Annotated in this window: 16 protein-coding genes, 1 pseudogene and 1 riboswitch; of the genes and pseudogenes, 5 read left to right on the forward strand and 12 right to left on the reverse strand. The window is 64.8% G+C overall.

Annotation, left to right across the window (positions count from 1 at the left end; translation table 11 throughout):
* Positions 1 to 160 precede the first annotated feature (160 nt).
* On the reverse strand, positions 161 to 718 hold the full coding sequence (gene purN / locus ADJ95_RS04720; protein ID WP_049333074.1) for a phosphoribosylglycinamide formyltransferase: 558 nt from the start codon (positions 716 to 718) through the stop codon (positions 161 to 163).
* A gap of 215 nt (positions 719 to 933) precedes the next feature.
* Between purN and ADJ95_RS09120 the strand changes: the two genes are divergently transcribed.
* Entirely contained in the window at positions 934 to 1,557 is a 624-nt protein-coding gene (locus ADJ95_RS09120) for a hypothetical protein (RefSeq protein ID WP_053088808.1), read from the forward strand.
* A 72-nt stretch (positions 1,558 to 1,629) separates the two neighbouring features.
* On the opposite strand, the gene ADJ95_RS04730 is transcribed toward ADJ95_RS09120, so the two are convergent.
* The 3 genes from ADJ95_RS04730 to ADJ95_RS04740 all read right to left on the reverse strand — a co-directional run bounded on the left by ADJ95_RS04730 (position 1,630) and on the right by ADJ95_RS04740 (position 4,774).
* Positions 1,630 to 3,969 carry a DUF6350 family protein gene (locus ADJ95_RS04730; RefSeq protein ID WP_049333076.1) on the reverse strand — a complete coding sequence of 780 codons (2,340 nt, stop codon included), beginning with the start codon at positions 3,967 to 3,969 and terminating at the stop codon, positions 1,630 to 1,632.
* Positions 3,970 to 4,101: 132 nt separating this feature from the next.
* A complete protein-coding gene (locus ADJ95_RS04735) occupies positions 4,102 to 4,536 on the reverse strand; it encodes a plasmid stabilization protein (protein ID WP_049333077.1) in 435 nt (144 codons plus the stop codon).
* Between the two features lie 10 nt (positions 4,537 to 4,546).
* Positions 4,547 to 4,774 carry a hypothetical protein gene (locus ADJ95_RS04740; protein WP_049333079.1) on the reverse strand — a complete coding sequence of 76 codons (228 nt, stop codon included), beginning with the start codon at positions 4,772 to 4,774 and terminating at the stop codon, positions 4,547 to 4,549.
* A 35-nt stretch (positions 4,775 to 4,809) separates the two neighbouring features.
* Positions 4,810 to 4,941: riboswitch (SAM riboswitch) on the reverse strand.
* Positions 4,942 to 5,198: 257 nt separating this feature from the next.
* Here ADJ95_RS04740 and ADJ95_RS04745 point away from each other — a divergent pair.
* Together ADJ95_RS04745 and ADJ95_RS04750 are read left to right on the forward strand one after the other, a co-directional pair.
* A complete protein-coding gene (locus tag ADJ95_RS04745) occupies positions 5,199 to 9,416 on the forward strand; it encodes an SNF2-related protein (protein ID WP_049333080.1) in 4,218 nt (1,405 codons plus the stop codon).
* A gap of 154 nt (positions 9,417 to 9,570) precedes the next feature.
* Complete coding sequence (locus ADJ95_RS04750; protein WP_049333081.1) at positions 9,571 to 10,407, forward strand: aldo/keto reductase; 837 nt, start codon at positions 9,571 to 9,573, stop codon at positions 10,405 to 10,407.
* A 198-nt stretch (positions 10,408 to 10,605) separates the two neighbouring features.
* On the opposite strand, the gene ADJ95_RS04755 is transcribed toward ADJ95_RS04750, so the two are convergent.
* The 4 genes and pseudogenes from ADJ95_RS04755 to ADJ95_RS04770 all read right to left on the reverse strand — a co-directional run bounded on the left by ADJ95_RS04755 (position 10,606) and on the right by ADJ95_RS04770 (position 18,722).
* On the reverse strand, positions 10,606 to 13,098 hold the full coding sequence (locus tag ADJ95_RS04755; protein ID WP_080974946.1) for a helix-hairpin-helix domain-containing protein: 2,493 nt from the start codon (positions 13,096 to 13,098) through the stop codon (positions 10,606 to 10,608).
* 510 nt (positions 13,099 to 13,608) lie between these two features.
* Positions 13,609 to 14,535, reverse strand: a pseudogene (locus tag ADJ95_RS09605) (hypothetical protein); the annotation flags it as partial.
* Between the two features lie 823 nt (positions 14,536 to 15,358).
* Positions 15,359 to 16,834: an amino acid permease gene (locus ADJ95_RS04765; RefSeq protein ID WP_049333085.1), complete on the reverse strand. Its 1,476-nt coding sequence runs from the start codon at positions 16,832 to 16,834 to the stop codon at positions 15,359 to 15,361.
* A 418-nt stretch (positions 16,835 to 17,252) separates the two neighbouring features.
* Positions 17,253 to 18,722, reverse strand: a complete 1,470-nt coding sequence (locus tag ADJ95_RS04770) for an amino acid permease (protein ID WP_049333087.1) — start codon at positions 18,720 to 18,722, stop codon at positions 17,253 to 17,255.
* A 594-nt stretch (positions 18,723 to 19,316) separates the two neighbouring features.
* Between ADJ95_RS04770 and ADJ95_RS04775 the strand changes: the two genes are divergently transcribed.
* Both ADJ95_RS04775 and trmB read left to right on the forward strand, forming a co-directional pair.
* A complete protein-coding gene (locus tag ADJ95_RS04775; protein WP_239662779.1) occupies positions 19,317 to 19,604 on the forward strand; it encodes a hypothetical protein in 288 nt (95 codons plus the stop codon).
* A 240-nt stretch (positions 19,605 to 19,844) separates the two neighbouring features.
* Positions 19,845 to 20,651 carry a tRNA (guanosine(46)-N7)-methyltransferase TrmB gene (trmB, locus tag ADJ95_RS04780; protein ID WP_049333088.1) on the forward strand — a complete coding sequence of 269 codons (807 nt, stop codon included), beginning with the start codon at positions 19,845 to 19,847 and terminating at the stop codon, positions 20,649 to 20,651.
* A 253-nt stretch (positions 20,652 to 20,904) separates the two neighbouring features.
* On the opposite strand, the gene ADJ95_RS04785 is transcribed toward trmB, so the two are convergent.
* From ADJ95_RS04785 to dnaK, 4 genes are all read right to left on the reverse strand, one after another.
* Positions 20,905 to 21,411, reverse strand: a complete 507-nt coding sequence (locus ADJ95_RS04785) for a heat shock protein transcriptional repressor HspR (protein ID WP_049333090.1) — start codon at positions 21,409 to 21,411, stop codon at positions 20,905 to 20,907.
* A 3-nt stretch (positions 21,412 to 21,414) separates the two neighbouring features.
* A complete protein-coding gene (locus ADJ95_RS04790; RefSeq protein WP_049333092.1) occupies positions 21,415 to 22,404 on the reverse strand; it encodes a DnaJ domain-containing protein in 990 nt (329 codons plus the stop codon).
* A gap of 298 nt (positions 22,405 to 22,702) precedes the next feature.
* Positions 22,703 to 23,281, reverse strand: a complete 579-nt coding sequence (locus tag ADJ95_RS04795) for a nucleotide exchange factor GrpE (RefSeq protein WP_049327877.1) — start codon at positions 23,279 to 23,281, stop codon at positions 22,703 to 22,705.
* A gap of 2 nt (positions 23,282 to 23,283) precedes the next feature.
* Positions 23,284 to 25,116 carry a molecular chaperone DnaK gene (dnaK, locus tag ADJ95_RS04800; protein WP_049333094.1) on the reverse strand — a complete coding sequence of 611 codons (1,833 nt, stop codon included), beginning with the start codon at positions 25,114 to 25,116 and terminating at the stop codon, positions 23,284 to 23,286.
* Positions 25,117 to 25,576: the final 460 nt, after the last annotated feature.

Consider the following 25,576-nt stretch of genomic DNA (forward strand, 5'->3'; position numbering starts at 1 on the left):
GGATGGATGTGAGTCCGCCCCGGCGGGCGGGATGTGCGGGTGGGGTTTACCCCCGCCGTCGCGCCGGGCACGGGGTGCCCCCACTCGGGCAGTGGGGCGCGACGGTACGTCTGTACGGGCGGGGAATCGGAGCGTGCGCTCCACCCGCCGTATGAAAAACTTATGCGGCAGAGTGCTTCTGCGCGAGGTCGGCGATGGTCTGCACGAGCAGGCGGCGCTCCTGCACCTTGATGCGTTCGTGCAGAGTTTCTTCGGTATCGCCGTCGAGCACGGGCACGGCGGCCTGCGCCAGGATGGGGCCGGTATCAACGCCGGCGTCGACGAAGTGCACGGTCAGGCCGGTAATCTTCACGCCGTGGGCCAGGGCGTCACGCACGCCGTGTGCGCCCGGGAAGGATGGCAGCAGGGCGGGGTGGGTGTTGATAATGCGGTTGCTGAAGCGCTCGACCAGCTGCGCATCCACGATGCGCATGAAGCCGGCGAACACGATGTAATCGGGCTCGTAGGAGGCAATCTTCTCTTCGAGGGCGCGGTTCCACGCCGGGCGGTCTGCGTAGTCGCCGGGCTGCACCAGGAAAGTGGGCACGCCGGCGGCCTGGGCGCGTTCGATACCCAGGCAGGGCTTGTCGGCGCCAACAGCCGCAATGTCGAGGGGAAGCTCGCCCGCCGCTACGGCGTCGAGAATGGACTGAAGATTCGTTCCGGATCCGGATACCATAACCACAATTCGCACCCAACCAGTATAGCCCATCTCACATGCGTTGCGGGAGCTCGGAGAGAGGGTCGCCCGCGTTAACGGGAGAAGGTATTGCGGCAGCGCTCGGTAGGCCGGGACGGTCGGAAGAGCGGAGGGCTCCAGCAGTCCGGACGCGGAAGGCGAACGAACGGAGGCGCGGCGGGCCTCACGCCCGAAGGGACGGTACCCTTAAAGCTATGTCTACTCCCCCGCCGAACACCCCGAACGACCAGCCCCGCAACCCTCAGCAGCAGGCTCAGCCGCAGAGCCCCGCCTCCAACCCGCAGCAGGGACAGCACCAGGGGCCGCCGGCCCCCGGCAGGTACAGCGGACAGCACCCCGGCGCACAGTACCCCAGCGCGCCGGGCGCGCATCAGCCCGGCGGCGGAAACCCCGGCAAGCCACCGATGGACCCGCTACAGCGCCAGCGCATCCTGCTCCGCGCGGCCATGGTTCTCGTGGTCTCCGTGCTACTCATCTTCGGGGCGTCTTCCTTCGTGCTCTCCCCCATGCCCTACTTCCTGGGCCTTTTCCTCTTTGCGCTGGTGGGCATGGGGCTGAACGTCTGGGCCATCGTGCGCACCGCGAGCGCGCGCGGCCCCTGGATCTTCTACGTTGCCGCCTCCCTCAGCATCCTCTACAGCCTCATGACCGTGATTGGCGGAATCGGTCTGGCCGTCATGCCGGGGATGCAGGAGTACCGCGAGTGCCGCACGGCCGCGCTGACCGGCACCGATATGTACACCTGCGACCAGATGCTCCAGAACAGCATGGACAGCTTCGCGGGCACCGGCAGCACGGCAGGGGCCTCCTCCCGTTAGCGGCGGCCGGAGCGCACACAGCACGAAACCCGCGCGAGTCATCCTCGCGCGGGTTTCGTGCTATTTTTCGAGCTATTTCTTCTTCGGGGCCTGCGATCCGGTAACCTCTTCCCCGGTCGGCAGCGGGGGCAGCTCCACGGTGGAGGCCTCGTCGGTCAGAAGCGGCAGGATGCCGGTCTGGGCGCGCACGCCAAAGATACGGTTCATGGCCTGGTCGGCGGAGAGCACCTCCAGCTCGCGTTCCATGAAGTCACGCTCTCCCCCGGCCTTCTTCTTCGCCTTGCGCTCGCTCTTGGCCGCCTTCTTCTCACGGCGCTTGCGGGCGCGCTGTTCCGCCGCGGAGGGCTCGGCCTCCGGGGTCTCGGAGGCTTCGCGCTCCGAACGGTCGGGAGCGGCATCCTCGGAGCCTTCGGCGGGCTGAACGCCGAAACCGAAGTACGCCATGATGCGCCCGGCACGGCCTCGCGGGCGAGCGGGCTCGGCGCTTTCGGAGGCGTCCTCGGGTTCGGCGGGGCCTTCCCCCGCGGTCTTCGCGGAAGACTTCGAGATTTCCGCGGACTTCGGGGCCGCCTTCTTCTCGCTCTTCGAACCGGCCTCGGACGCGGCGGAAGCGGGCTCGGGGTTCTCGGGCTCGGGGTTCATAAACTCGGGGATGGAGAGGTCGGATTCCACCGGCTCGGGCAGGTCCTCGTCGGGAACGACCTCGGCGAGCGCATCCGCCAGGGCGCGCTCGGCCACGGGGTCGGAAGCCTCCAGGGGGTAGGCGTGCACGGGCTCCTGCGGGTGCACCGGCACGTGGCCGGTGGCTACCTCGTCCACAATCGTGTGCGCCTCGGAGGGCTCCTGCGAATCCTCGTGCTCGGAGTCCTCGTTCTCAGAGTCCTCGGAGCTCGGCTCGCTCTTTCGGGAATCTTCGGCGGCCTTGCGCTCGGCTTCTGCCTTGCGAGCTTCCTCCTCCCGGCGCTTGGCTTCCTCAGCTTCCTCCGCCTCGCGACGCTCAGCCTCGGCTTCCTCGGCAGCTCGGCGTTCCTCACGCTCGGCCGCACGCTCCGCGCGACGCCGAGCCAGGCGCTCCTTCGCGGAAGCACCAAGGCTCATCAGGCGCTCGCCCAGGTTCGGGCGCTCATCGGCAAATCGCGGCAGATCGCGGCTGCTATCGGGCACCAGGGCGCGGCTGAGCAGGTTACCCAGAGCCACGCCGAGCCCCACCCACAGAGCCGTGTGGCCCGCAAAGCTCAGCGGCTCGGCACCCACCTCGGTGAAGCGGCCGACGCCCAACGAGCCGTAGGAAATCCAACCCAGCCACAGGGCGGCCAGAGAAGTCAGCAAACCGGTCAGCACGCCCAGCGCAAGCGAGGACAGCAGGGCCGAAAGCGGACGGAACGGCACCTTCAGGGCGACCCACTCGTCCAGGTGATCCTCACCCTCACGCAGGAACCACCAACCGGCAATCGCGCCGGCGGCCACCGGAACCAGCAGACCCAGCAGGCCGGCGCTTCCCAGGGACTCAGGAACCCCGCCCAGGATCGGCAGCATCGGCAGGGACCCGGCATTGCTACTCGTCAGGCCGATCGAGGTACCCGCGCCAAAGGCGAAACCGGCACCGGTCGACCAGGCCATCGCGTAAATCACCAGGTTGGGCAGGAAGCCCAGCTGCAGCAGCGTCACAGCGGTATCACCCACCGGGCCCGCGTGCAGCTCCTGGTAGGTGGCCACCACCTGCGACCAACCGCCCAGAATACCCAGGGCCAGTAGCAGCGCGCCCAGGCCCACGAAGGCCACCGCGGCAACCACCGCCGCGCGCACCACAGCCCACGCGTAGGACCCGGCCCAGCGCGAGTACTGGCTCATCTGCGAAATCTGCTCCGCCGTATCAACACCCACCATGCGCGAAAGCGAACGCGCCTCGCGGTAGCCGCCCCACATCAGGCCGACCACCACGATACCCAGCGGCACCAGCGCAGCGTTCAACACCTGCAGCGGCTTCGGGCTCGGGCTCGCCCAACCGTACACCGCCGAACAAATCAGCGCGTAGGTCACCGAGCCCGAGAGTACCGGAATGAGGAACTCCCCCTCGTACGAGGCGCGCGCCAGCCTGCGACCGGAACGGTAGCAAAATAGCAACGGCAGAATACTCAGGCCCAGCGGCACCAGGGTCATGGTGCCCGCGGAGGCGCCAAAGACAGCCGAGAGGTCCAGGGGAACGCCGTGAATCAGGAGCCACAGGTGGGCCGACATCGCGGCCACCGACGAGAACTCCGTGCCGCCAAAACCGTTCGTCGCCCACACGGCAGCCATGGCGGCCACCACCAGGACGCCGGACATCAGGGCGGTTAGAATCAGCTCAACGACGCCCTGAAGCCACAGGGGCATGGGCATGGAATAGCGGGAGATAGGTGAGGTGCTTTTCATCGTCCTTCCATGATGCCACGTTTTAACGACGAAACCCGCCTCCGGAAGGGCCGGTGATGGCCCTCGAAGACAGGTTTTTGCACGTCGCGTCAGTTTTGGGTTAGTCCCTCAGCGGGAATATTTACGGCACCCCTAGTGATCGGTCCAGGGGTTGGATGCATTCACGCCCCAGGAACGGTACACCTGCGCCTTCGAGGAGACCAGCTCCAGATCGTAGGCGCTTGCACTCGCGGCCATCAGCCCCTCCAGGGCGGCCGTGGGGAGGGGTCCGGCGCCGTCGCGCCCCACCGCGTGCTGACCGCGCGGGGCCTGGCGGCCCGCCCACTCGAGGCTCACGCGCGCATCCACGTTAATGACGTGGTCACCGAAGCGTTCGAGCAGCTCGGTAATCCAACGGTCGGTCTCGGGGTAGGGGTAGAGGCCTTTGAGCTCACCAATGCTCAACACCGAAATGTACATGTGGCGAAACGAGCGGCGGCGCAGAAACGCCACCACGGCGGGGTCTGGATCCGCCTTACGAATCTCCGCGAGAACGTCGGAGTCCAGGAGCATACCGGAAAAGTTCATACCCCTAATGCTACGCTACGCGCAGACCGGCGATTTCGATGGCGGGAATACCCTCGGGGTTGGGCAGAAGAAGGAAGTTCAGGAACTCGTCGCGCTTAGAAGAAATGCGGGAGTAGTCGTCAATGCTGACCGCGGTGAAACCGCCTCGAGCGGGAACTGCTGCGGCACGCAGGCTGTCCTGGTAGGAGCGGGAGGGGTTCAGAGAGATTGCTGCTTCGGTTGCAGAGCCGTTGTACATGTGACAACCTGCGCCGTGAGTGGCGCGATCCTTTCGCGTTGCTCTTGTCTGTACCGGTTACCACCCCTGAGGGTGGTGAATACAAACCGCTTCGTCATCCGAGCCACCCGTGAACATGGGGTTGGCGTTCGACCATAGTCGGAGCTTATCAGTCGAAACTCTTGAAGCTGGCTCCAGCTTACAGCACGTTCTCACCTTAAGTAAAGCGTTCTTCACAAAAGATTCATGTCACATGTATTTTCACTAATCAAAGCGTTTATAAACGTTCCATGGCTGTCTCGACACGTAATATTTGACCCTCGGTAGCCCCTCGCTTTCACCCCTCCGCGAGCACGCAGACCAATCCCGCGCGGGGCGCGGCGGCCGCTTTCAGCGTGTTCAATTCGCCTCGTTAAACCCTCGGAGCGCGCACGCTCGAGAGGCAATGACCGCCCGCCGGGCGGTACCTCACCCAATGCGAGATAATGGGCAGGTGCCCAACAATCCTTTCCCCGAAATCCCCGTCACCGTACCCCAAATCATTCGACAGGTCGGCCACCGCACCTACCAGCGCGGGGCCGCCTACCAGCGCAACCGCGAGGTCGTGCGCTACAGCTACGACGAGGACAACCGCACCCTCACCGGACTCGTTAACGGAAGCACCCTCGTGCCCTACGAGGTGACGATTCGGTTCTTCCCCCCGCGCGCCGGCTCGGCTGCCTTCGCGGCCCGATGCACCTGCCCGGTCGTCAGCAATTGCAAGCACGCCGTGGCGCTCATGCTCACCGCGCTGGACCGCGCCTCCGTAGCGAAAAAGGCACTCAGCGAACACCCCGGACCGGTCGGCGCACCCGGTGCCGTAACGAAGGCTACCGCTGCGAAGGTGGCGACAGATGCAAAGGGATTCGCAGGTTCAAAGAGCGCGGACGTTGCGGAGGCGAAGAAATCCGCCGACCCGCTCGCAGCACTGCGCGCCTCCGGTGCACTCACCACCGCGGCGAAACTGCCCGCACCCGATGCAGCGGCTGTCGAGCCCGAAAACCGCCAGGGAAGCTTTGCGCTCAACGAGCTAGGCGCCTCCCCGAGCCTGCAGGCAGAGGCACCCGCCTCCAAGATTTCGGCCTGGCGCAAGAATCTCTCCTCGGTTCTTTCCGCACGTCAGGACCTTTCCGGCATCGATTCGCTACGGGTCAGCGGCGCGCTCGACCTGTCGATGAGCGTCTCGGGATCCTACGCGCGCGGCCGCAACATGCCCGGGGCGACCCCGGCCATCAACCTGCTCGCGCGCCCGCTCATGCGCTCCAAAACCGGCCGCTGGGTCAAGGGCGGCCTCACCTGGGACACCTTCGCCTCGAGCGTGGGCGGGCCGGTCGGCCGCCACGACATCTACCCGGAGCACGAGCGTTTCTTCGCCGAGCTCTACTCGATTGCCCGCCCCTGGCAGAACATGTACTCCTCGCACCGCGACTGGATTTCGCTCAGCGCCGCGGGCTCTGCCCTGCTCTGGGATGTGCTCGCACGCGCCGAGGAAATCGGCCTGCCGCTACTAATCAACGGACGCGAGGTGGAGTACGCCATCCTGCCGCCCGCGCGGGTGCGTCTGCGCGCCGCCGCCCTGCCCGAGGACTCCGAGGAGAGCCCGGACGGGGGCCTGCTCCTCGAGGCCGCGCTGAGCTGGGAGGGGCGCGAGGGCGAGCTTCTGCGCCAGCTTTGGCTTCCGGCCGCCCACTGCCACCCCATGGGCACGCCCCGCACCGGCTTCTTCGCGCTCGGCGGGCTTGCGCAGCAGGAGTACGAGCAGGCCGCCAAGGCCGTGCACTGGAAGACCGCCCGGCCGGGCGCGCTGGACGAGGTGGGGCGCGGCGCCTTTGTGCAGTCTGAGCAAACCGTGCAGTCTGAGCAAACCGCGCAGTCGGCGGATTCCGCTCAGCCGGAGCAGGCCGCGGCACAAACCGATAGCGCCGCGAGCGTCGAAGCGGCTCCCGGCGATGTTGCCTACCGCGAAGGTGCCCGGCGCGAAAATACCCCCGGCGAGCCTTCTTCGGAGGGGCCGGCTCCCTGGTCCCCCGGCGAGCAGGCGCATCCCGCCGCCCCCGCGGTTCCGAACCTCCCCGAGGGCGTGGACCTGGCGCTCATCCCCCTGGTCGAGCCGCTCGACGCTGCCTCCGAGGCGCTCATCTCGGCTGGGACCGTTGAGATTCCCGCCTCCGAACGCCCCGCGTTCCAGCGCGATTTTCTGCCGGCTCTCAGCCGCTCCGTACCCGCGCTCACCCCCGACCCGGCTCTGGCCCTGCCTGCCGTCACCCCGCCGCGCCTGGTGCTCGAGCTGACCTTCGATGAGGAGGTTCGCCACGACGCGCAGCTGGGCTGGCACTGGGAGTACCCTCTCAACCCCTTCGAGGCCGACCCCGAACACGAATCCGGCGTTCAGCGCCTGCCGGCCTTCGGGTACCCCGGCGAGGAGGGCGGCGAGGTGCGCGACGAGCGCTTCGAGGCCCGCGTGCTACGCTCGGTGCGCTCGGTGCTGGCCGCGCATCCGGCCCTGGCCAGCTTAGAAGAGCGCCGCGTCGAGGGTTGGGAAACCCGCGAGCTGCTGAGCGCCGTACTGCCGAAACTACGCCGCATTTCCGCCGTTCGGGTGCGTTTCAACGGCACCCCACCCGAGTTCGTGGAAGCCACCGACGCGCTCATCGAGGTAACCGTCACCGAAGGCAATTCGCGCGACTGGTTCGGGCTGGGCATCGCTGTGAAGGTGAATAACTGGACCGTGCCCTTCGCCCAGATTTTCGAGGCGCTCGACCGCGGGGCGGACCGCATCCTGCTAGGCAACGGCACCTACTTCTCGCTGCGCCGACCCGAGTTTAAGACCCTGCGCACCCTCATCGCGGAGGCGCGGGAGCTCGACGAGGCGGGCGGCGAGCTGCGCATCAACCGGCACCAGGCCGGGCTGTTCTCCGAGCTGGAATCACTGGCGGCCAGCGTGCAGACCACCCGGCGCTGGGATGAGCAGGTGCGTTCCCTGCTGGCACTCGTGGAGGCCTCCGAGGCCCGCGAAACCGAACCCGCAGACGGTGCGGATAAGCCCGCAGCAAGCCCCGATACGCATGACAAGCGCAACAATGGGGGTGTGGTGCGCCCGAACCTAAACCGAGAGTACCCGGTCCCCGCGGGCCTGCGCGCCACCCTGCGCCCCTACCAGGTGGAGGGTTACCGCTGGCTCACCTTCCTCTACGAGCATCGCATGGGCGGCATTCTCGCCGACGACATGGGCCTGGGCAAGACCGTGCAGGCCCTCGCCCTGCTCGCCCACGCCATCGAGGAGCACCGCGCCGCGGCCCCCGTCGAGCCGTTCGCGCCCTTCCTCGTGGTCGCGCCGACCTCCGTTATCTCGAACTGGGCGGCGGAGGCCGAACGCTTCCTGCCCGGGGCGAAGGTCGTCACCATCACTGAAACCACCGCCGGCAAGACCCCGCTGGCCGAACGCGTGGCCGGGGCGCACCTGGTGCTGACCAGCTACACGCTGCTGCGCATGGACGAGGACGCGTACGCCTCCTACGCGGCCGGGCTCGGCTCGGGGGAGGGCCCCGGCACCCCCGGCTGGGGCGCGCTCCTGCTGGACGAGGCGCAATTCGTCAAAAATACCGGCACCCGCGCCTGGTCTATCGCCCGCGCCATGCCCGCGCGCACCAAGATTGCCATGACCGGCACGCCCCTGGAGAACAACCTCATGGAGCTGTGGGCGCTGCTGGCGATTGTGGCGGACGGGCTCTTCCCCTCCGCCCGCGCCTTCCGCGACCTGTACGCCCGCCCGGCCGAATCCGGCGAGGATCCGGCGCACGCGGCCGCCACGACCGCTCGCCTGCGCCGGCGCATCCGCCCGCTCATGCTGCGCCGCACCAAGGAGCTGGTGGCGGCGGAGCTTCCGGCGAAGAATGATGTGCGCGTGAACCTGCTGCTGGCCCCCGGCCACCGCCGCATCTATGACACGCACCTGCAGCGCGAGCGCCAGAAGGTTCTGGGCCTGCTGGAGGACATGGACAAGAACCGTTTCACGATCTTCCAGTCGCTGACGCTGCTGCGCCGCCTGGCCCTGGATGCCGCGCTCATCGACCCGGACGCCTACGAGGGCGTCACCTCGGCGAAGCGCGAGTACCTGGTGGAGCAGCTACCCGAGCTGCTGGCCGGCGGGCACCGCGTGCTGGTGTTTAGCCAGTTCACCGGTTACCTGAAGAGCATCGCCCGGGCCCTGAGCGAGAAGGGCATCGACCACCTGTACCTGGACGGTTCGACCCGCAACCGTGCCGAGGTCATCGAGGCGTTCCGCGCCGGGGCCGCGCCGGTGTTCCTGATTTCGCTCAAGGCCGGCGGTTTCGGTCTGAACCTGACCGAGGCGGACCACGTGTTCATCATGGATCCGTGGTGGAACCCGGCCGCCGAGCAGCAGGCCGTGGACCGTATTCACCGCATCGGCCAGGAGCGGGAGGTGCACGTGTACCGGCTGGTCGCCGAGGGCACGATCGAGGAGAAGGTCATGCAGCTGAAGGCCTCGAAGGCCGCGCTCTTCGATGCGGTGGTCGGCGAGGGCGAGTTCGCCTCCGCGGCGGTCACGGCCGAGGACGTGCGCGAGCTCTTCGCGCTGCCGGAGGAGAAGGACGCGAGATAGCGGCCCCTCTCCCCCGCCGCGACTCGTCATGATTCTTCGCATCGTTAAGCTCGAGGCACAACCGGCTCGTCTTCGCCTCGGCCGCGGGCGTAGCATAGAGAACCAATGAACCCCGCGGAGGCCTCGCCTCCCCCGCAGAAAACGAAGGAGCATCATGAGCTACAACGTACCGAACGTAACGTTCAACGACGGCCGATCCATTCCGCAGCTGGGCTACGGCGTATGGCAGATTGAGGACGAGGTCGCCGAGAAGATTGTGAGCACCGCCCTGGAGATCGGCTACCGCCACATCGACACCGCCGCTAGCTACGGCAACGAGGCGGGCGTGGGCCGCGCTATCGCTAACTCTGACGTGCCTCGCGAAGATATCTTCCTCACCACCAAGCTGTGGAACTCTGACCAGGGTTACGAGAGCGCTTTCGAGGCATTCGAGGCTTCCCTGGAGAAGCTGGGCACCGACTACGTTGACCTGTACCTGATTCACTGGGCCAAGCCTCAGCAGGGCCTGTACCTGGATTCCTGGCGCGCGCTGATTGAGCTGCAGAAGCAGGGCAAGGTCCGCTCGATTGGTGTTTCGAACTTCCCCGAGGAGCAGCTGCGCGAGATTATCGAGGAGACCGGCGTGGTTCCGGTCATCCACCAGGTTGAGCTACACCCCTACTTCTCGCAGGAGGCGCTGCGCGCCGTTCACGCCGAGTACGGCATCGTGACCGAGGCGTGGAGCCCGCTGGGTAACGGCAGCGACCTGCTACAGAACCCCGTGCTGGCCGAGATCGCAGAGCGCCACGGCGTAACCCCGGCGCAGGTCGTGCTGGCGTGGCACCTCGCCAAGGGCACCGTGGCTATCCCGAAGTCCGTGACCCCCTCGCGCATTGAGGAGAACCTGGCGTCGGTGAACGTGAAGCTGACCGCCGAGGACATCGCGGCCGTGGATGCGCTCTCCAGCCCCGAGGGTCGCATCGGTGCCGACCCCGCGAACATCGACTTCTAAGGTGTAGCTCGGGCCTAGTGGTTCGAATCGCACCTACATAAAGCCCCGACAGGCACTGATGGTACTTGTCGGGGCTTTTGCGTGCCCTCGCGGGGGGAGAGAGTTTTTAGCGAACGCTCGTTCTTGGATTGTTCGGCAAACCATCAGCTATCCTGGCGGGCGCTTCGTAACTAACTCCCGCCCGCCAGTTTTCGACGATTAGCTCTCGTCCTCCACCAGCAGGGAGAGGGAGATGCGGCGGCGCGCCGGGTCAACCTCCACCACGCGCACCTGCACGATGTCGCCACTGCGCACAATATCGTGCGGGTTCGCCACGTAGCCGCGGCTCATCTGCGAGATGTGCACGAGGCCGTCCTGATGCACACCAATATCCACGAACGCGCCGAATGCCGCCACGTTCGAGACGGTACCCTCGAGCACCATGCCGGGGCGCACATCCTCAAAACGCGAGACGGACTCGGAGAAGCGTGCGGTGCGGAAGCTGCCGCGCGGGTCCAGGCCGGGGCGGCGAAGCTCGGTGAAGATATCCTGCACCGTGTACACGCCGGCGGTTCCCTCCTCCGCGCCGTCCTGTCCGCCCTCCTGCACGTAGTCGGCGGGGTTCAGCCCGGCCAGCGGGTCGCTGCCGTCCGAGGTACCCAGAGCGCCAGCTACCCAGCGAGCACCGTTGCGGGCCTGCGCGTCGGCAATAATGCGGCGCGCGAGCGGGTAGGCTTCCGGGTGCACCGCGGAGGCATCCAGAGGCTCCTCGCCGCCACGAATACGAATGAATCCCGCTGCCTGGCGGAAGATCTTCTCACCCAGCCGCGGCACGTTTAGCAGCTGCCGGCGGTTCTCAAAGGGGCCGTGCTCGGTGCGGTAGGCGACGATGCGTTCGGCGGTTGCGGTGCCCACGCCCGCCACGTGCGCGAGCAGCTGCACGGAGGCGCTGTTGAGGTTCACGCCCACGGCGTTCACGCAGTCTTCGACGGTGTCGTTGAGGGCCCGGCGCAGGGCGGCCGGCGGCACGTCGTGCTGATACTGGCCCACGCCGATGGACTGCGGGTCAATCTTGACGAGCTCGGCGAGCGGGTCCTGCAGGCGGCGCGCGATGGAGACGGCGCCGCGTACGGTCACGTCGTAGTCGGGCAGCTCGGCGGCGGCGAGAGCGGAGGCGGAGTAGACGGAGGCGCCCGCCTCCGAGACGGTCACCTTTTGGGGTGCTTCCACGCCCTCCTCGCGCAGGGCGCGAATGAGTTCGCTGGCAAGCCTGTCGGTTTCGCGGCTTGCGGTGCCGTTGCCGATGGCGATGAGTTCCACGCCGTGCTCGCGGCAGGCGGTGGCGAGTTCGCGCAGCGCCTCCTCCCACTGATTGCGCGGGGCGTGCGGGTAGACGGTGCCCACGCGCAGGGGCTCGCCCGTCTCGTCGACGACGGCGTACTTCACGCCGTGGCGCAGACCCGGGTCCAGGCCGAGGGTGCGGCGGTGCCCGGCGGGCGCGGCGAGCAAAATATCGCGCAGGTTGGAGGCGAACACCTCGGTCGCGTTCTGCGCGGCGGTATCGAGCAGGCGGTGGCGGATGCGCTCGGCCAGGCGCGGGCGCAGGTGGCTGCGCCAGGCGGTGCGCACGGTGGCGGCGAGCCAGCCGAGCACACGGTCCTCGTCGTCCACGGTGTTGAGCACCTGCACGGGGATGCGCAGCGCGGCGGCCACCTCACGCTCGTATGTAGAACGTACGTTCTCGTAGTTTTCGGCTGCGGCCTCGGCCTCGACGCGGGCGGCACCGCGCAGGCGACTGAGCGGTGCGGGGGCGGGTGCCACGTCCACCTTCAGGCGCACCACGCCGGCGTCCTTGGCGCGGTGCAGGGCCAGCACGCGGTGCGGCGGGATGGAGCGAATACGGTCCGAGAAAGCGAAATAGTCCGAGAACTTCGCGCCGTCGCTTTCGTGCCCGGCAATGACCCGGGATTCGATGACGCCCTGCTCGCACAGGCGGGTCAAGAGCTTCTCGCCGAGCACCGGGTCGGTGAGGGCGCGGTCGATCAGAATCGCGCGGGCACCCTCGAGGGCCTCCTCGGCCGTGCGGATGGGCAGCGTCTCATCCCCCTCCGCGCGGGCCTCCGCAATCTCCTCATCGGTGGTGATGTAGGCGGCGGCGATGGCGTGCGCGTCGGCGAGGGGCACCTCCAGCAGGTCCTCGACGAGGGAGTCGAGCCCGGCGGCGCGGGCCAGCTGCGCGCGGGTTACGCGCTCGCTACGGTAGGGGGCGTAGAGGGCGTTCACGTCTGCGACGGTGGCGGCGTTCATGAGCGAGGAACGCAGCTGCAGCAGGGTGAGCGGGTCGATAAGCCCCTCGTCGGCGCGCGCGGTGAGCGCCTCGAGCACGCGGGCGCGGCGCTCTTCGAGGGCGCGTAGCTGACCCAGGCGGGTCTGGATGGCGCGCAGCTGGGTGTCCGTGAGCGCGCCCGTCGCTTCTTTGCGGTAGCGGGCGATGAAGGGCACGGAGTTGTCTGCGTCGAGCAGTGCCACGGCGGCGCCGATACGGCGCGGGGCGATGCCGAGCTCTGCGGCGAGTACCGAGACAAGGTGCGAGGAGGGGGCCCGCTCGGTGCGCCCGTCACGGTCCTGTCGGCTACAGTTCGGTTCGGGGTGCGACTCGTTGGCGGATGCGCCGCGCGGCGCGATGCTGCTCGGGAGGGGGTGTTCGCTCATCCCTCCAGTTTCGCATACTTCGCCGACGCTCCGGGAGCCGGGCCGCCGGGACCGCTGTCGGGATCCCCGAGGCCGTCGCCGGGCCTACCTGGGTAGCCACCCGGTTCGCCCTGGTCCAGCCACCGAGATAATATCGACCCCGCTCGGCCCCGGCCGCCGGGCTCCCCCGAGCTCAGCCGCAGAACCCGAGTGCGTACAGCCGAAGGGCGGTTCCGCGTCTTTTAGGCCTCTGCCGCCGCCCGTGTCATCTTTTGGTTAGTTAGCTGATTATCGGCCCCTCCGCTTGAACACCTATATAACGTTCAACTATTTTTGAACTAAAAGGATGTATTTTTTAAAATTTTTCTCGCTTTTATGCAGATTGGGGGTGGCGCGGCCGCCCGCACGACCTTTTCTGCTCGCAGAAATACAGGGTGCGACGGCACGGTACGACGATGTGCCGCCCACCTGCAGAGGAAAGAGGGACCCATGCGCGAACGCACCGCGCTATCAAACGCGCCGGAGGGCTACTTAGATTTTCACGACGAGTACGCGGAACTCATCGCCGAACTCGCCGCACTGGGGTTCACCCCTACCCAGGTTCTCCGCCGCCTCAACTTTCTGTACCCGCACATCAACAAGAAGTACCTGAACTATGCACTGAGCTCCGGCATCTGGCAGTTTGGCCCGGTCACGGCAGACGCCCCGAGCTACACGGTGCTCGCATGCGGCCTCTGGTACGTTTTCGCGGAAGCCTACGATTTGCCTCCAGAGCCCGAGTACGCGGCGCTGATTCTTGATTGCGATATTATTCACGACCTGCCGTCCGCGCTGGAGGCACGCCACTTCAACAATGAAGACATTGCGCACGTTCTGGCGAAGATTGGGGCAACGCTCAAGTACCTTGCCGCACACCCCTACTCCCAGCTGGAGGAAGAAGCCTACGCGCAGACCCTCGAGGATATCCGGCAGCGCGGCGTGAAAGAAATCGGCACCGAGGGCGGTAGCCTGTACACCCTGATCGCCTCCAGTATGGAGGGCGAATCGGCGTGGCCTGCCCCCGCACAGACGGTCAACGATTACCTCGGTGACGGCGACTGGTCCCTGGGTATGCTCCGCACCGGCATTTACCCGGCGGAGGCGCTCGAGAACGAGTGGTATATCGACGCCGCGGCGGTACCCGAGGATTTTGCACCGAAGACTCTGAGCCTGTTTTTGAGCTATTGCGCCCGCTACGACCGCGAGCCGACGGCGCTGAACTACGGCTACTGGTCTACCATTCCCACGCTCATTGAGCAGATGCCGCCGCTGGGTGCGGTACGCGCCAAGTTCGGTTCCTGGCAGACGGCCCTGCATCGCGGACGCACGCAGATTGCCCGCGAGCTGCGCCTGTGGACGAAAAACGAAGCCAACACAGCTACTGCGGAGGCGAGCGCCGCTGAGGCGAGCGCCGCTGAATCGAGTGCCACTGAATCGAGTGCCACTGAGGAGCTTGAGCTCCTCGACGCTGAGCTGACTAACGCTGAGCTCCCCGAAACAGAACTAGCAGAGTTGGATACCCCGGACGGCTCCCCTGCGGGCGCTCCCGCGGAACCGGCAGAACCGGCAGAACCCGCACGTCTGAGCGCCCGCGAACTCACCGAGCAGGGCATCGGCGTGGTGCAGACCGCCCACACCGACCTTGCGGCGTACCACCGCACCCAGTGGGAGCAGACGGTGGAAGTCTTCGGCGAACGCCTCGCGCAGCTTGCCTGGAACCGCCGCCTGAGCACCTACTACTTCTTCGACGGAGCCTGCTTGGAAGATGCCGACCCGACCCCCGTGGTGACGGTTTTCCGCTCCCCCACCGGTTTCCTCTGCGAGCTTGGACCCACCGTCGAGGCGCTGCCCGCCTTCGACCCGGAGTTCCTGCAGGAGCACGGCTGGAGGCACCCTGTACCGGTGCATGCGCTGTGGAACCTGCACGCGCTCGACCCGCTGGAGGCAGCTGCCGCCGTCATCGAGGCGATGCGTTCGGGTTGCGGTTGTGAACGCTGGGATTTCTACCGCACCGATGATGACAACGACCCGCTTGCCGAAGAGGCTGAGATGGCTTCCGTCTAAGCGCACTCCCCCGAGCCTCTCTGGTTCATCTCTAGAGCCTCTCGGGTTCATCCCTGGAGCTAGCGAAAGCCCGCGCCCCCACCTCCTGCAAAGGAGGTGGGGGCGCGGGCTTTACGCATGCACGGGATACCAGCTGCGGCAGCCGGCACCGATAGCCGGCGCAGATAGTAGATGCGGCTTAGCGTGCCGAGAAGATCTCGGACGCCTCCACAATCGCAATCTGCGCGGTGCGGGTCGAAATCGCCTCGTGGCGGCGTGCATCCGCGCGGCACTTGAAGAACCAACCAATGCCCAGAATCGCGAACCAGACGGGCATCGCGAGCAGACCCCTGAGAGTTTCTTCATCCATGGCCAGCACGCCGATGGTGAAGGCGAAGAACACCAGCGACAGCCACGCGGAGAAACGGCCGCCGGGCAGGCGGAACTTCGACTTCGCATGGCGCGAGGGGAACTTCTTGCGGTACATCAGGTAGCTGACCATGATCATCGCCCACGCGAAAATCACGAGTACCGCAGCCACGGTGGTGACCAGGTTGAACGCGCTAGAAATCGAGTCACCCGCGTAGAGCAGCACAATGGAGGACAGCAGCATCACGGCCGAGAGGAACAGCGCGTTACGTGGCACGCCGGCCTTGGAAACCTTACCCAGGAACGCGGGTGCGCTGCGCTCGCGGGCCAGGCCGAAGGCCATGCGCGAGGTCGAGAAGATACCGGAGTTCGCCGAGGAGGTTGCGCTGGTAATCACCACGAAGTTGATGATGTGCGCGGCGATGCCCAGGCCCGCCAGGGTGAACATGGCGACGAAGGGGCTCCTATCGGGGCTGACGAGGCGCCAGGGGGTAACCATCAGGATGGTGACGAGCGCACCCACGTAGAAGACCATGATGCGCACCGGCACGGCGTTGATTGCCCTGGGCAGGGTCTTTTCGGGGTCCTTGGTTTCTGCCGCGGTGGTACCGACGAGCTCTGAGCCCATGAACGCGAAGACGGCAATCTGGAATGCGCCGAGGAAGCCGATGAAGTGGTTCGGGAACATACCGCCGTCGTTCCAGAGGTTTGCGACGGATGCCTGCGCGCCACTGGGTGAGGTGAATCCGATAGCGACCATGGCGCCACCAACAATAATCAGGGCAACGATGGCGACGATCTTAATCATGGAGAACCAGAATTCGATTTCGCCGAAGTTCTTCACGGACACCAGGTTCAGGGTCAGCAGAACGCCGATGACGGCGAGGGCCGGTATCCATGCCTGCAGGTCGGGCCACCACAGACGCAGGTAGCCGACGATTGCAATGATGTCCGCAACGGCGGTCACCACCCACATGAACCAGTACGACCAGCCGAGGAAGAAGCCTGCCATGGGGCCGACCAGGTCGGTGGTGAAGTCGGAGAAGGACTTGTAGCGCAGGTTCGACAGCAGGATTTCACCCATGGCGCGCAACACCAGGAAGATGACGGCGCCGATGAGCATATACACGAAAATCACGGAGGGGCCCGCTAGGGAGATAGCGCGGCCGGAGCCCATGAACAGGCCCGTGCCGATGGCACCGCCGATTGCGATGAGCTGGATGTGGCGGTTGCTCAGACCGCGGTGCAGTCGCTCTCCCTGTTCGGGAGCCTCGGGGGTGACGGTGGCCTGGTTATGTTCAGTCACGACGTCCTCTTTTCTGCGGTTGTACCCCGTACCGCATATGCCATGACCTGGAGTAAAAATCTCGAGAAGACAGGAGGCACGGTCAGTGTATGAATATGCGGCCAGTTGCTCAGCGGGGCAGCCCCGGCTTTCGGGGCGGGAGATGGGCTCGACCATGGTTCGCACCGCATCCGGGGCGAGTTCGGACATCGCCCGATGCGGGAACCTTTGGGAGCTTTCACACCTGTTTGGATAGATATTCTACACGTTTTGAAAGGTGAATGAAGTATTTTTCAGCCTTTGGTGTGTCGCAAATCTATTGTATAGGTCACCATTTAGCCTCCTGACGGGGGTAAATAAACACAGAAAAACCTCGCCCCCGCATCCAGAAAGAACACGGGGGCGAGGCCCAGAACAACGACGAGCGGAGCGCTAGAGGCTACTTCTGAGAGGCTCCTTCACCGACCAGCGCGCGGGCACGCTTGGCGGCATGGCGGCGGGTCAGGATCTCGTAACCGATGGCCAGGGCGATGAACCAGACGGGGGTCAGCGCCAGACCGATGGCGGTATCCGGGTACAGACTCAGGGCGTAAACCATCACCGCGAAGAAGACCAGACCAAACCAGCTCATGCCGATACCCCAGGGCATCTTGTACGCGGATGCCTCGTGGCGTTCGGGGAACTTCTTGCGGTAGACCAGGTACGCGATCAGAATCATGCTCCAGGTGAAGATACCCATCATCGACGCCACGGAGGTCACCACGGTAAACGCCTCCATAATGCCGTTGCCGGCGTACAGCATGACCAGGCTGAACAGCAGCAGCACGGTGGTCAGGTACAGGGCGTTGGCGGGCACGCCGTTCTTGGTGAGCTTGCCCAGTGCGGAGGGTGCCGCACCGTCGTGCGCCAGGCCGTAAACCATGCGGGAGGTCGAGAAGATACCGGAGTTTGCGGAGGATGCCGCGGAGGTCAGCACCACGAAGTTCACCAGCGAGGCGGCGATGCCGATGCCTGCCAGGGAGAACATGCCCACGAAGGGGCTCATGGACTTATCCAGCTTGTCCCAGGGGGTGACGGCGAGGATAGTCAGCAGCGGTACGGCGTAGAAGAGCGCGATGCGGAAGGGCACGGCGTTAATGGCCTTGGGCAGGGTTCGCTCGGGGTGCTTGGTCTCAGCCACGGCGGTGCCGACGAGCTCGGCGCCCACGAAGGCGAAGAGCGCAATCTGGAAGGAGCCCAGGAAGCCGGTCACGCCCTGGGTGAAGATGCCGCTACCGGAGGGGCCGGGATGATCCCACAGGTGGGCCAGGGAGGCGGTGGTGCCGTCGGGGCTGGTGAAGCTGAAGGCAACCATGAGCGCACCAACAATAATGAGGGCGACAATCGCGACGATTTTAATGACCGCGAACCAGAATTCGATTTCGCCGAAGTTCTTCACCGAGGGCAGGTTCAGCAGTAGCAGTGCCGTGATGACCACGAGCGCCGGAATGAACTTGGGCATGCCGGGTAGCCAGTATTGCACGTAGCCGGTAATCGCGATGACGTCCGCGATACCCGTGACAACCCAGAAGAACCAGTACGACCAGCCGACGAAGAATCCTGCGCGCAGGCCGAGGATATCGGTAATGAAGTCAGTGAAGGACTTGTACTTGGGGTTGGAGAGCAGAATCTCACCCATAGCGCGCAGAACAAAGTAGATGACGCTACCGATGATGGCGTAGACGAAAACGATAGAGGGGCCGGTCAGCGCGATGGTTTTGGCCGAGCCGAGGAAGAGGCCCGTACCGATAGCGCCGCCGATGGCAATCAGCTGGATATGTCGGTAGCTGAGTCCGCGCTGGAGCTTGGAGTGTTCAGCCTCCGAATCTAGGCCAGTGACGGAGTTCTGCGGCGTTGGCTGCTGTGTCACGTATTTCTCTTTTCTGCGTCGGTTGCCCTGTTTTTTGCTCGGGGGCTTATCCGGATGGTTGGGTATTCACTCATATTCCTTAACGGTGTACAGGGAGGTGGACCTCCTATTTCGGCGGCACGTGCAGTATTTCGGAGCTTGTGGGCCCCAATGACACAGGTTAGCCAAGGCTTGTATCACCGATGAGAAATATACAGAGAATGCATAATCTCAAATTTTACCCCCTCATACCCACACAAGTACAAGGAATCCAACATGGCTAGGATTTGAGACGGCGCAGGGAGGCGACAGTTCAGGGGCGGCGTGAGCCTGTGGTGACCTGCCGAGTCCGAGAGCTCCCATCCCGAGCGCCCCGCCTCTTCGGTTTTCAAAAAATTAAGAAACTTTACAATCAAAACTTTACAGCGCAAGGATTCAGGTCTACAGTGGTAACCGTTCAAACGAAAACCTAACCGGCCAACCACAGAACAGAAGGACACAACAATGGGCAAGTTCTCCAACGCAGCACTCCGCATCACCGCAGGCGCACTCATCCTCGACGCAGGCGTCAAGAAGCTCAAGGCAGACGAAGGCACCTACGCCTTCCTGTAGCAGATGGCGGCAACCGGCGTTCCCGCAGTCTCCAAGCTGGACGCGGCAACCTTCGGCAAGCTCATCTCCGGCGCAGAGACCGCACTCGGCGCAACCCTGCTGACGCCCTTCATCCCCGCACGCCTGGCGGGTGCAGGCCTGACCGCATTCGCGGCAAACCTGATGACCATGTACTTCCGCAACCCCGACATGCACGACGAGTACTTCCGCCCCACCCAGGACGGCCAGCAGCTCGCAAACAACATCGTGATGCTCGGCGCGGGTCTGGCGCTGCTGGGCTCCAAGAAGTAAGGCCCACACGCTAACTCACTCAAGCAACCTCACGAAAGTGCGGCGGGAACAGTATTCGTTCCCGCCGCACTTTTGTATGCGCGCAGAATTTCTACGCCCGCTGGTTTTCTACGCTTCGCAGACCGGCGCGCGCACCCTATCCCACCCCCGGTTCGCTCGTACCCGGCCAGCCCGGCATCACCCCGCCCGAGCAAACCGCGAAACCGCACGGTGCAGCGGCCCTGCGCTATTCTTTTAGGTATGTCTACTGAGAACACGCAGCCTAGCCAGGCACCCGAATCCACCGAAGAGAAGGCTAAGAAGCCGGTTCCCGAGGAATTCTTCCGCCAGCCCTACTCCTTCGTCCGCCGCGGCGACCGCCTCACCGCGCGCCGCCAGAAGGCCTGGGATACCTACTCCCCCACCCACGTGCTGGACATTCCGCGCCTGCGCACCGACACCTCCGTCGCGCCCGAGGCGACCTTCGACCCGGTCAAGATTTACGGCCGCGAGGCCTACCAGGTCGTCGAGATCGGTTCCGGCCTGGGCGAGGCAATCGTGCACCGCGCCGCCGAGATGCCCGAGGCGAACTTCCTCGCCGTCGAGGTGTACACCCCCGGCATCGCGGACCTGCTGCTGAAGATGGGCAACGCGGGCGTGGAGAACGTGCGTGTGGCTCAGGCGAACGCGCCCGAGCTGCTCGACAACATGCTCGAGGAGAACTCCGTGGACGAGCTGTGGGTGTTCTTCCCGGACCCCTGGCACAAGTCCCGCCACCACAAGCGCCGCCTGGTGTCCCCGGCGTTTGCCGATAAGGTTGCGCGCGTGCTCAAGCCCGGCGGCATTTGGCGCCTGGCGACCGACTGGGAGGAGTACGCCCTGGTCATGCGCGATGTTCTGGAGGCGCACCCCGACTTTGAGAACGTGAACCCCGGCGCCGGTGCGACCGAGGAGGATCCGCAGGGTGGTTGGGCTCCGCGCTGGGAGGGTCGTACCCTCACCAGCTTTGAGCGTAAGGCTCAGGAAGCGGGCCGCCGCGCGCACGACCTGACCTACCGCCGCAAGTAAGCCGAGTAGCGCCGGCATCAGTTGGCGCAGCTTGGCGTAGGTTAGCGCGAATATACGTTAAAGCAGGTGAGGCTCCCCGGTCATTCGGGGAGCCTCACCTTCTTGTGTGTGGGTCTGAGTTCATGCGGGGCGGGGGTCTACCCTCCCTCGCGGCGTATGACACAAAGACGCACAAGCCTATATGGGTGGCTGACTAGCGCAAATGAGCTAGAACAGCCGAGCCGTTTATCCCAGTGTAGCGGGTTTAGCCGGTTTAGCGCTGCGGCTTCGCATCATCCGCCGTAGCCGGCTGGCGATGCTGACGGTAGAGCACCACAGCCGAAGAACGCTGACGAGGCGCCGGGCGGGTACCGCGGGCAATATGCACCACGTCGCCGCTGGTACCGGCTGCGAACACGCGCTCCGCCAAGCCCAGCTTCACCTTCGCGTCCTCGATCTGGCTCTGCAGGGCCGCAATCTGTTCCTTCTGCAACTCCAGGAGAGCCTCCAGCTCGATGATTCGGCGGATACCCTCCAGGGAGACGCCCTCCTGCGAGAGCTGCTGAATCTGCCGCAGACGGTTCACGTCACGCTGCGAATAGCGGCGCGCCTTACCGGGCGCACGCGAAGGCTGGATCAGGCCGATACGGTCGTACTGGCGCAGGGTCTGCGGGTGCATGCCCGCCAGCTCAGCCGCCACAGAAATCACGAAAACCGGGCGGTCCACGCTGTGCAGCGGCTCGCTACGACGGGACTTCGATGATGATTCACGAGCTGCCATGGTTTACTTCGCCTTCTTCAGCAGATCCTTACGCGGGTTCTCCTGCGGGGCCAGCTTCACGAACTCTTCGAAGGCCTTCTGAGCCTCGTCGCTGAGCTTGGTGGGCAGAACCACCTCGGGGATGACCAGCAGGTCACCCTTGCCGTTCTTGGTCTTGAAACCGCGGCCCTTGGCGCGCAGTCGGCGACCCACCTGACCGGGGGCCAGGCGCAGCTTCACGGTGGATGCGTCGGGCAGGGGCACCTCGATCACTGCGCCGTCAACAGCCTCGGCGAGGGTGACGGGGGCGCGCATAACCAGGTTGTTGCCCTCGCGGGAGTACACGGAGTCATCGGAGACGCGCACGGTGACCTTCAGGTCGCCGCCACGCAGACCCTTGCCGCGCAGGCGGACCTTCTGACCGTCCTTAATGCCGGCGGGGATGCGTGCCTCGGTGTGGGAGCCGTCCGGCAGGAACACGGTCACGTTTGCGCCGGTGTAGGCCTGGGCCAGGCTGATGCGGGTGCTGGTGGTGCTTTCCTCGGGGGCCGCGTGCTGTGCGCCGCCAAAGCCGCTACCCATGCCGCCGAAGTCGGCGCTGGTGAAGCCGGCGGAGCGACGGCGGCTACCGCCGGTGCTTCCGCCGAAGAGGCCGCCGAGCAGGTCATCAATGTTGATATTGGCGCTGGTGCCGCCGCGGAATCCGCCGAAGGCGTCTGCGCCGGGGTAGCCGCCGCTAAAGCCGCCTGCACCGAAGCCGCCCGCGCCCATGCCTGCGGCGCCGTAGCGGCGAATCTGGTCGTACTCCTCGCGCTGCTTCTTGTCGGAGAGCACGTCGTAGGCCTCGGAGATTTCCTTGAACTTCTTCTCAGCCTGCTCGTCACCGGGGTTCAGGTCCGGGTGGTACTTGCGGGAGAGCTTGCGGTACGCCTTCTTGATGTCGCTTTCGCTTGCGTCTTCGCTCACGCCCAGGGCCTTATAAAAGTCGTCGGTTAGCCAGTTTTCACTTGCCATGTTATGTTTCTCCTTCTGCGGTGATGCGCCGCCCTCCTCGGTTACGGGACGGCTTGCAGGGGCACCGCGCACTTGTCTTAATGCTCTATATAAAAGTTTAGTCTACTTGACTCAATTTTGAAAGGGCTGAGCCCAAAAAAATAGCGCCCCTACAAGCCTTTAACCGCCACCACAGCTCGCCACAGCCCGGATAAATAACCCTGGCAAACAGTTCAGGCAAACAACAGGGCGGGCACTCCCCCACTAGGGAGAGCACCCGCCCGTCGTTAGTTATTCAGCCAATGCTGAGCCGATCACCTTACGGTGCGACAGCCACAGCCACCTGAGCGGTACGAACCACACGGTCGTTCACGCGGTAGCCGTAACGCAGAACCATGGAGACATGATCCTCAGCCACCTCGTCGGTGGGCTGCTGCAGTACAGCTTCGTGGATGTTCGGGTCGAAGGCGTCGCCTACTTCACCGAAGCGCTCCACGCCCTGCTTGCCGAGCAGCTCTTCGAGCTTGGTAGCGATGGAGGCAAAGGGGCCTTCCTGCAGGTCGCCGTGCTTGCGTGCGGCGTCGATATCATCGAGCACCGGCAGCAGTGCGGTCACCAGTTCACTGGTTACGAAGCCTCGCAGCTGCTCCTTTTCGCGAGCGGTGCGGTTCTTGAAGTTAGTGAACTCTGCCTGCAGGCGAAGCAGGGAGTCCAGGCGCTCCGCGGCGAGTGCCGCATCCGCAGATTCTGCTTCTACGGCGTCCTGGAGCTCAGCCTCGACGGCTTCCGCAGCTTCCTCGGGGCTTTCGACCGATTCAGCTTCGGGGTGGCCTTCCGCTGCGGGGGCGTTGAATGCCTCCTCCAGCGGGTCGGGGGTGGTGTTTTCCTGCTCAGCCATGATTACTTCTTCTCATCTTCGTCGATAACCTCGGCGTCGACAACGTCCTCATCAGCGGCGGGCTTGGACTCGGATGCCTCAGCCTGAGCTACTGCGTAGAGTGCCTCGCCCAGCTTGGACTGGGATGCCTGTAGCTTCTCGAATGCGGACTTCACTGCTGCGTCGTCGTCGCCCTCGAGTGCCTTCTTCAGCTCGTCGACATCGCCCTGAACGGAGGTCTTGACGTCCTCGGGCAGCTTGTCGCCGTTCTCCTTCAGGAGCTTCTCGACGGAGTATGCGACGGACTCAGCTGCGTTGCGGGTGTCAGCAGCCTCGCGGCGTGCCTTATCCTGCTCAGCGTGTGCCTCTGCGTCCTTGACCATGCGGTCGATGTCGTCCTTGGAGAGGGAGGTACCGCCGGTGATGGTCATGGACTGCTCAGCGCCGGTGCCCTTGTCCTTTGCGGAGACGTGCACGATGCCGTTTGCGTCAATGTCGAAGGTGACCTCAATCTGGGGCACGCCACGGGGTGCGGGGGCGATGCCGGTCAGCTCGAAGGTACCCAGGTTCTTGTTGTCGCGAGTGAACTCACGCTCACCCTGGAAGACCTGAATGGTCACGGAGGGCTGGTTGTCCTCTGCGGTGGTGAAGGTCTCGGAACGCTTGGTCGGGATTGCGGTGTTGCGCTCGATCAGCTTGGTCATCACGCCGCCCTTGGTCTCGATACCGAGGGAGAGGGGGGTGACGTCAATCAGCAGAACGTCCTTACGGTCGCCCTTCAGCACACCTGCCTGCAGGGCTGCGCCCATTGCCACGACCTCGTCGGGGTTCACGCCCTTGTTGGGCTCGCGGCCGGTGAGCTCCTTGACGAGCTCAGCAACAGCGGGCATACGGGTGGAGCCACCGACCAGGATGACCTCGGAAATCTCGGAGATGGACACGCCAGCTTCCTTGATTACGTCGAGCACGGGCTTCTTGGTGCGCTCGAGCAGGTCGCGGGTCAGTTCCTCGAACTTTGCGCGGGTCAGCTTCTCATCCAGGTGGATGGGGCCCTCGGGGGTCACGGACAGGTACTGCAGGGAGATGTTGGTGCTAGAAGCGCTGGACAGCTCCTTCTTAGCCTGCTCAGCTGCTTCCTGCAGACGCTGCAGAGCAATCTTGTCCTTGGACAGGTCTGCGCCGGTGTTTGCCTTCACCTGTGCGAGCAGCCACTCGACGATGCGGTGGTCCCAGTCGTCACCACCGAGGCGGTTGTCACCGCTGGTTGCGCGAACCTGAATGGTGGAGAAGCCGTCGTCGTCCTTGCCGACTTCCAGCAGGGAGACGTCGAAGGTACCGCCACCGAGGTCGAAGACCAGGATGAGCTCGTCTTCCTTGCCCTTGTCCAGGCCGTATGCGAGTGCTGCGGCGGTGGGCTCGTTGACGATACGCAGGACGTTCAGGCCTGCAATCTCGCCGGCTTCCTTGGTTGCCTGACGCTCAGCGTCGTTGAAGTATGCCGGGACGGTGATGACGGCGTCGGTGACCTTGTCGTTCAGGAATGCCTCTGCGTCACCCTTCAGCTTCATGAGGATACGAGCGGAGATTTCCTGCGGGGTGTACTTCTTGCCGTCAATCTCGGTGGTCCAGTCGGTGCCCATGTGGCGCTTGACGGAGGAGATGGTGCGGTCGACGTTGGTCACTGCCTGACGCTTTGCGACGCTACCGACCAGAACCTCGCCGTCCTTGGAGAATGCGACGACGGAGGGGGTGGTGCGGGTGCCCTCTGCGTTAGCGATGACGACCGGGTCGCCACCTTCCAGTGCTGCTACGACCGAGTTGGTGGTACCGAGGTCAATACCTACTGCACGTGCCATATATTTATTCACTCCTTGTGATCAGTGCCCCGCTTCTTCTAATGCGAGGCGGGATAGTTTGAAAGTTTTGGAGGCGGTTGGTGCTGCGCGTGCCGCCCCGTGTGGGGTGGTCTGCGCGGCTTCCTTGAGCCTCATGTACTCAAGTATGCACCCTCTCGGAGGGGCTGTCAAGAGACTTGAGTGTATTTAACTCAACTTTTTTGTGTGGAGGGGCGTGAAGGGCGGGTTTTTCGGGGCTCCGGAGGAGCGTTTTGTGGGTGATTTTAGGGCGGCGGCGAGACGAAGATGGGCGGTTTTGCCGCGAAATTCCGGGGTTTTTGGGCTGGGCGAGGGCGCGGCGAGGCGATTCAGCGCACGGCGGACATGGGCGGGCTAACTGGGCGAAAAAATTTTTAAAAATTTTTTAGAAAGGGGCGGAAAACCGAAAAATTGGGGTGCGAGAGGTGGCGCAGGGGCAACT

This window comes from Rothia mucilaginosa, from assembly GCF_001061665.1.
GTDB classification, from domain to species: domain Bacteria; phylum Actinomycetota; class Actinomycetes; order Actinomycetales; family Micrococcaceae; genus Rothia; species Rothia mucilaginosa_A.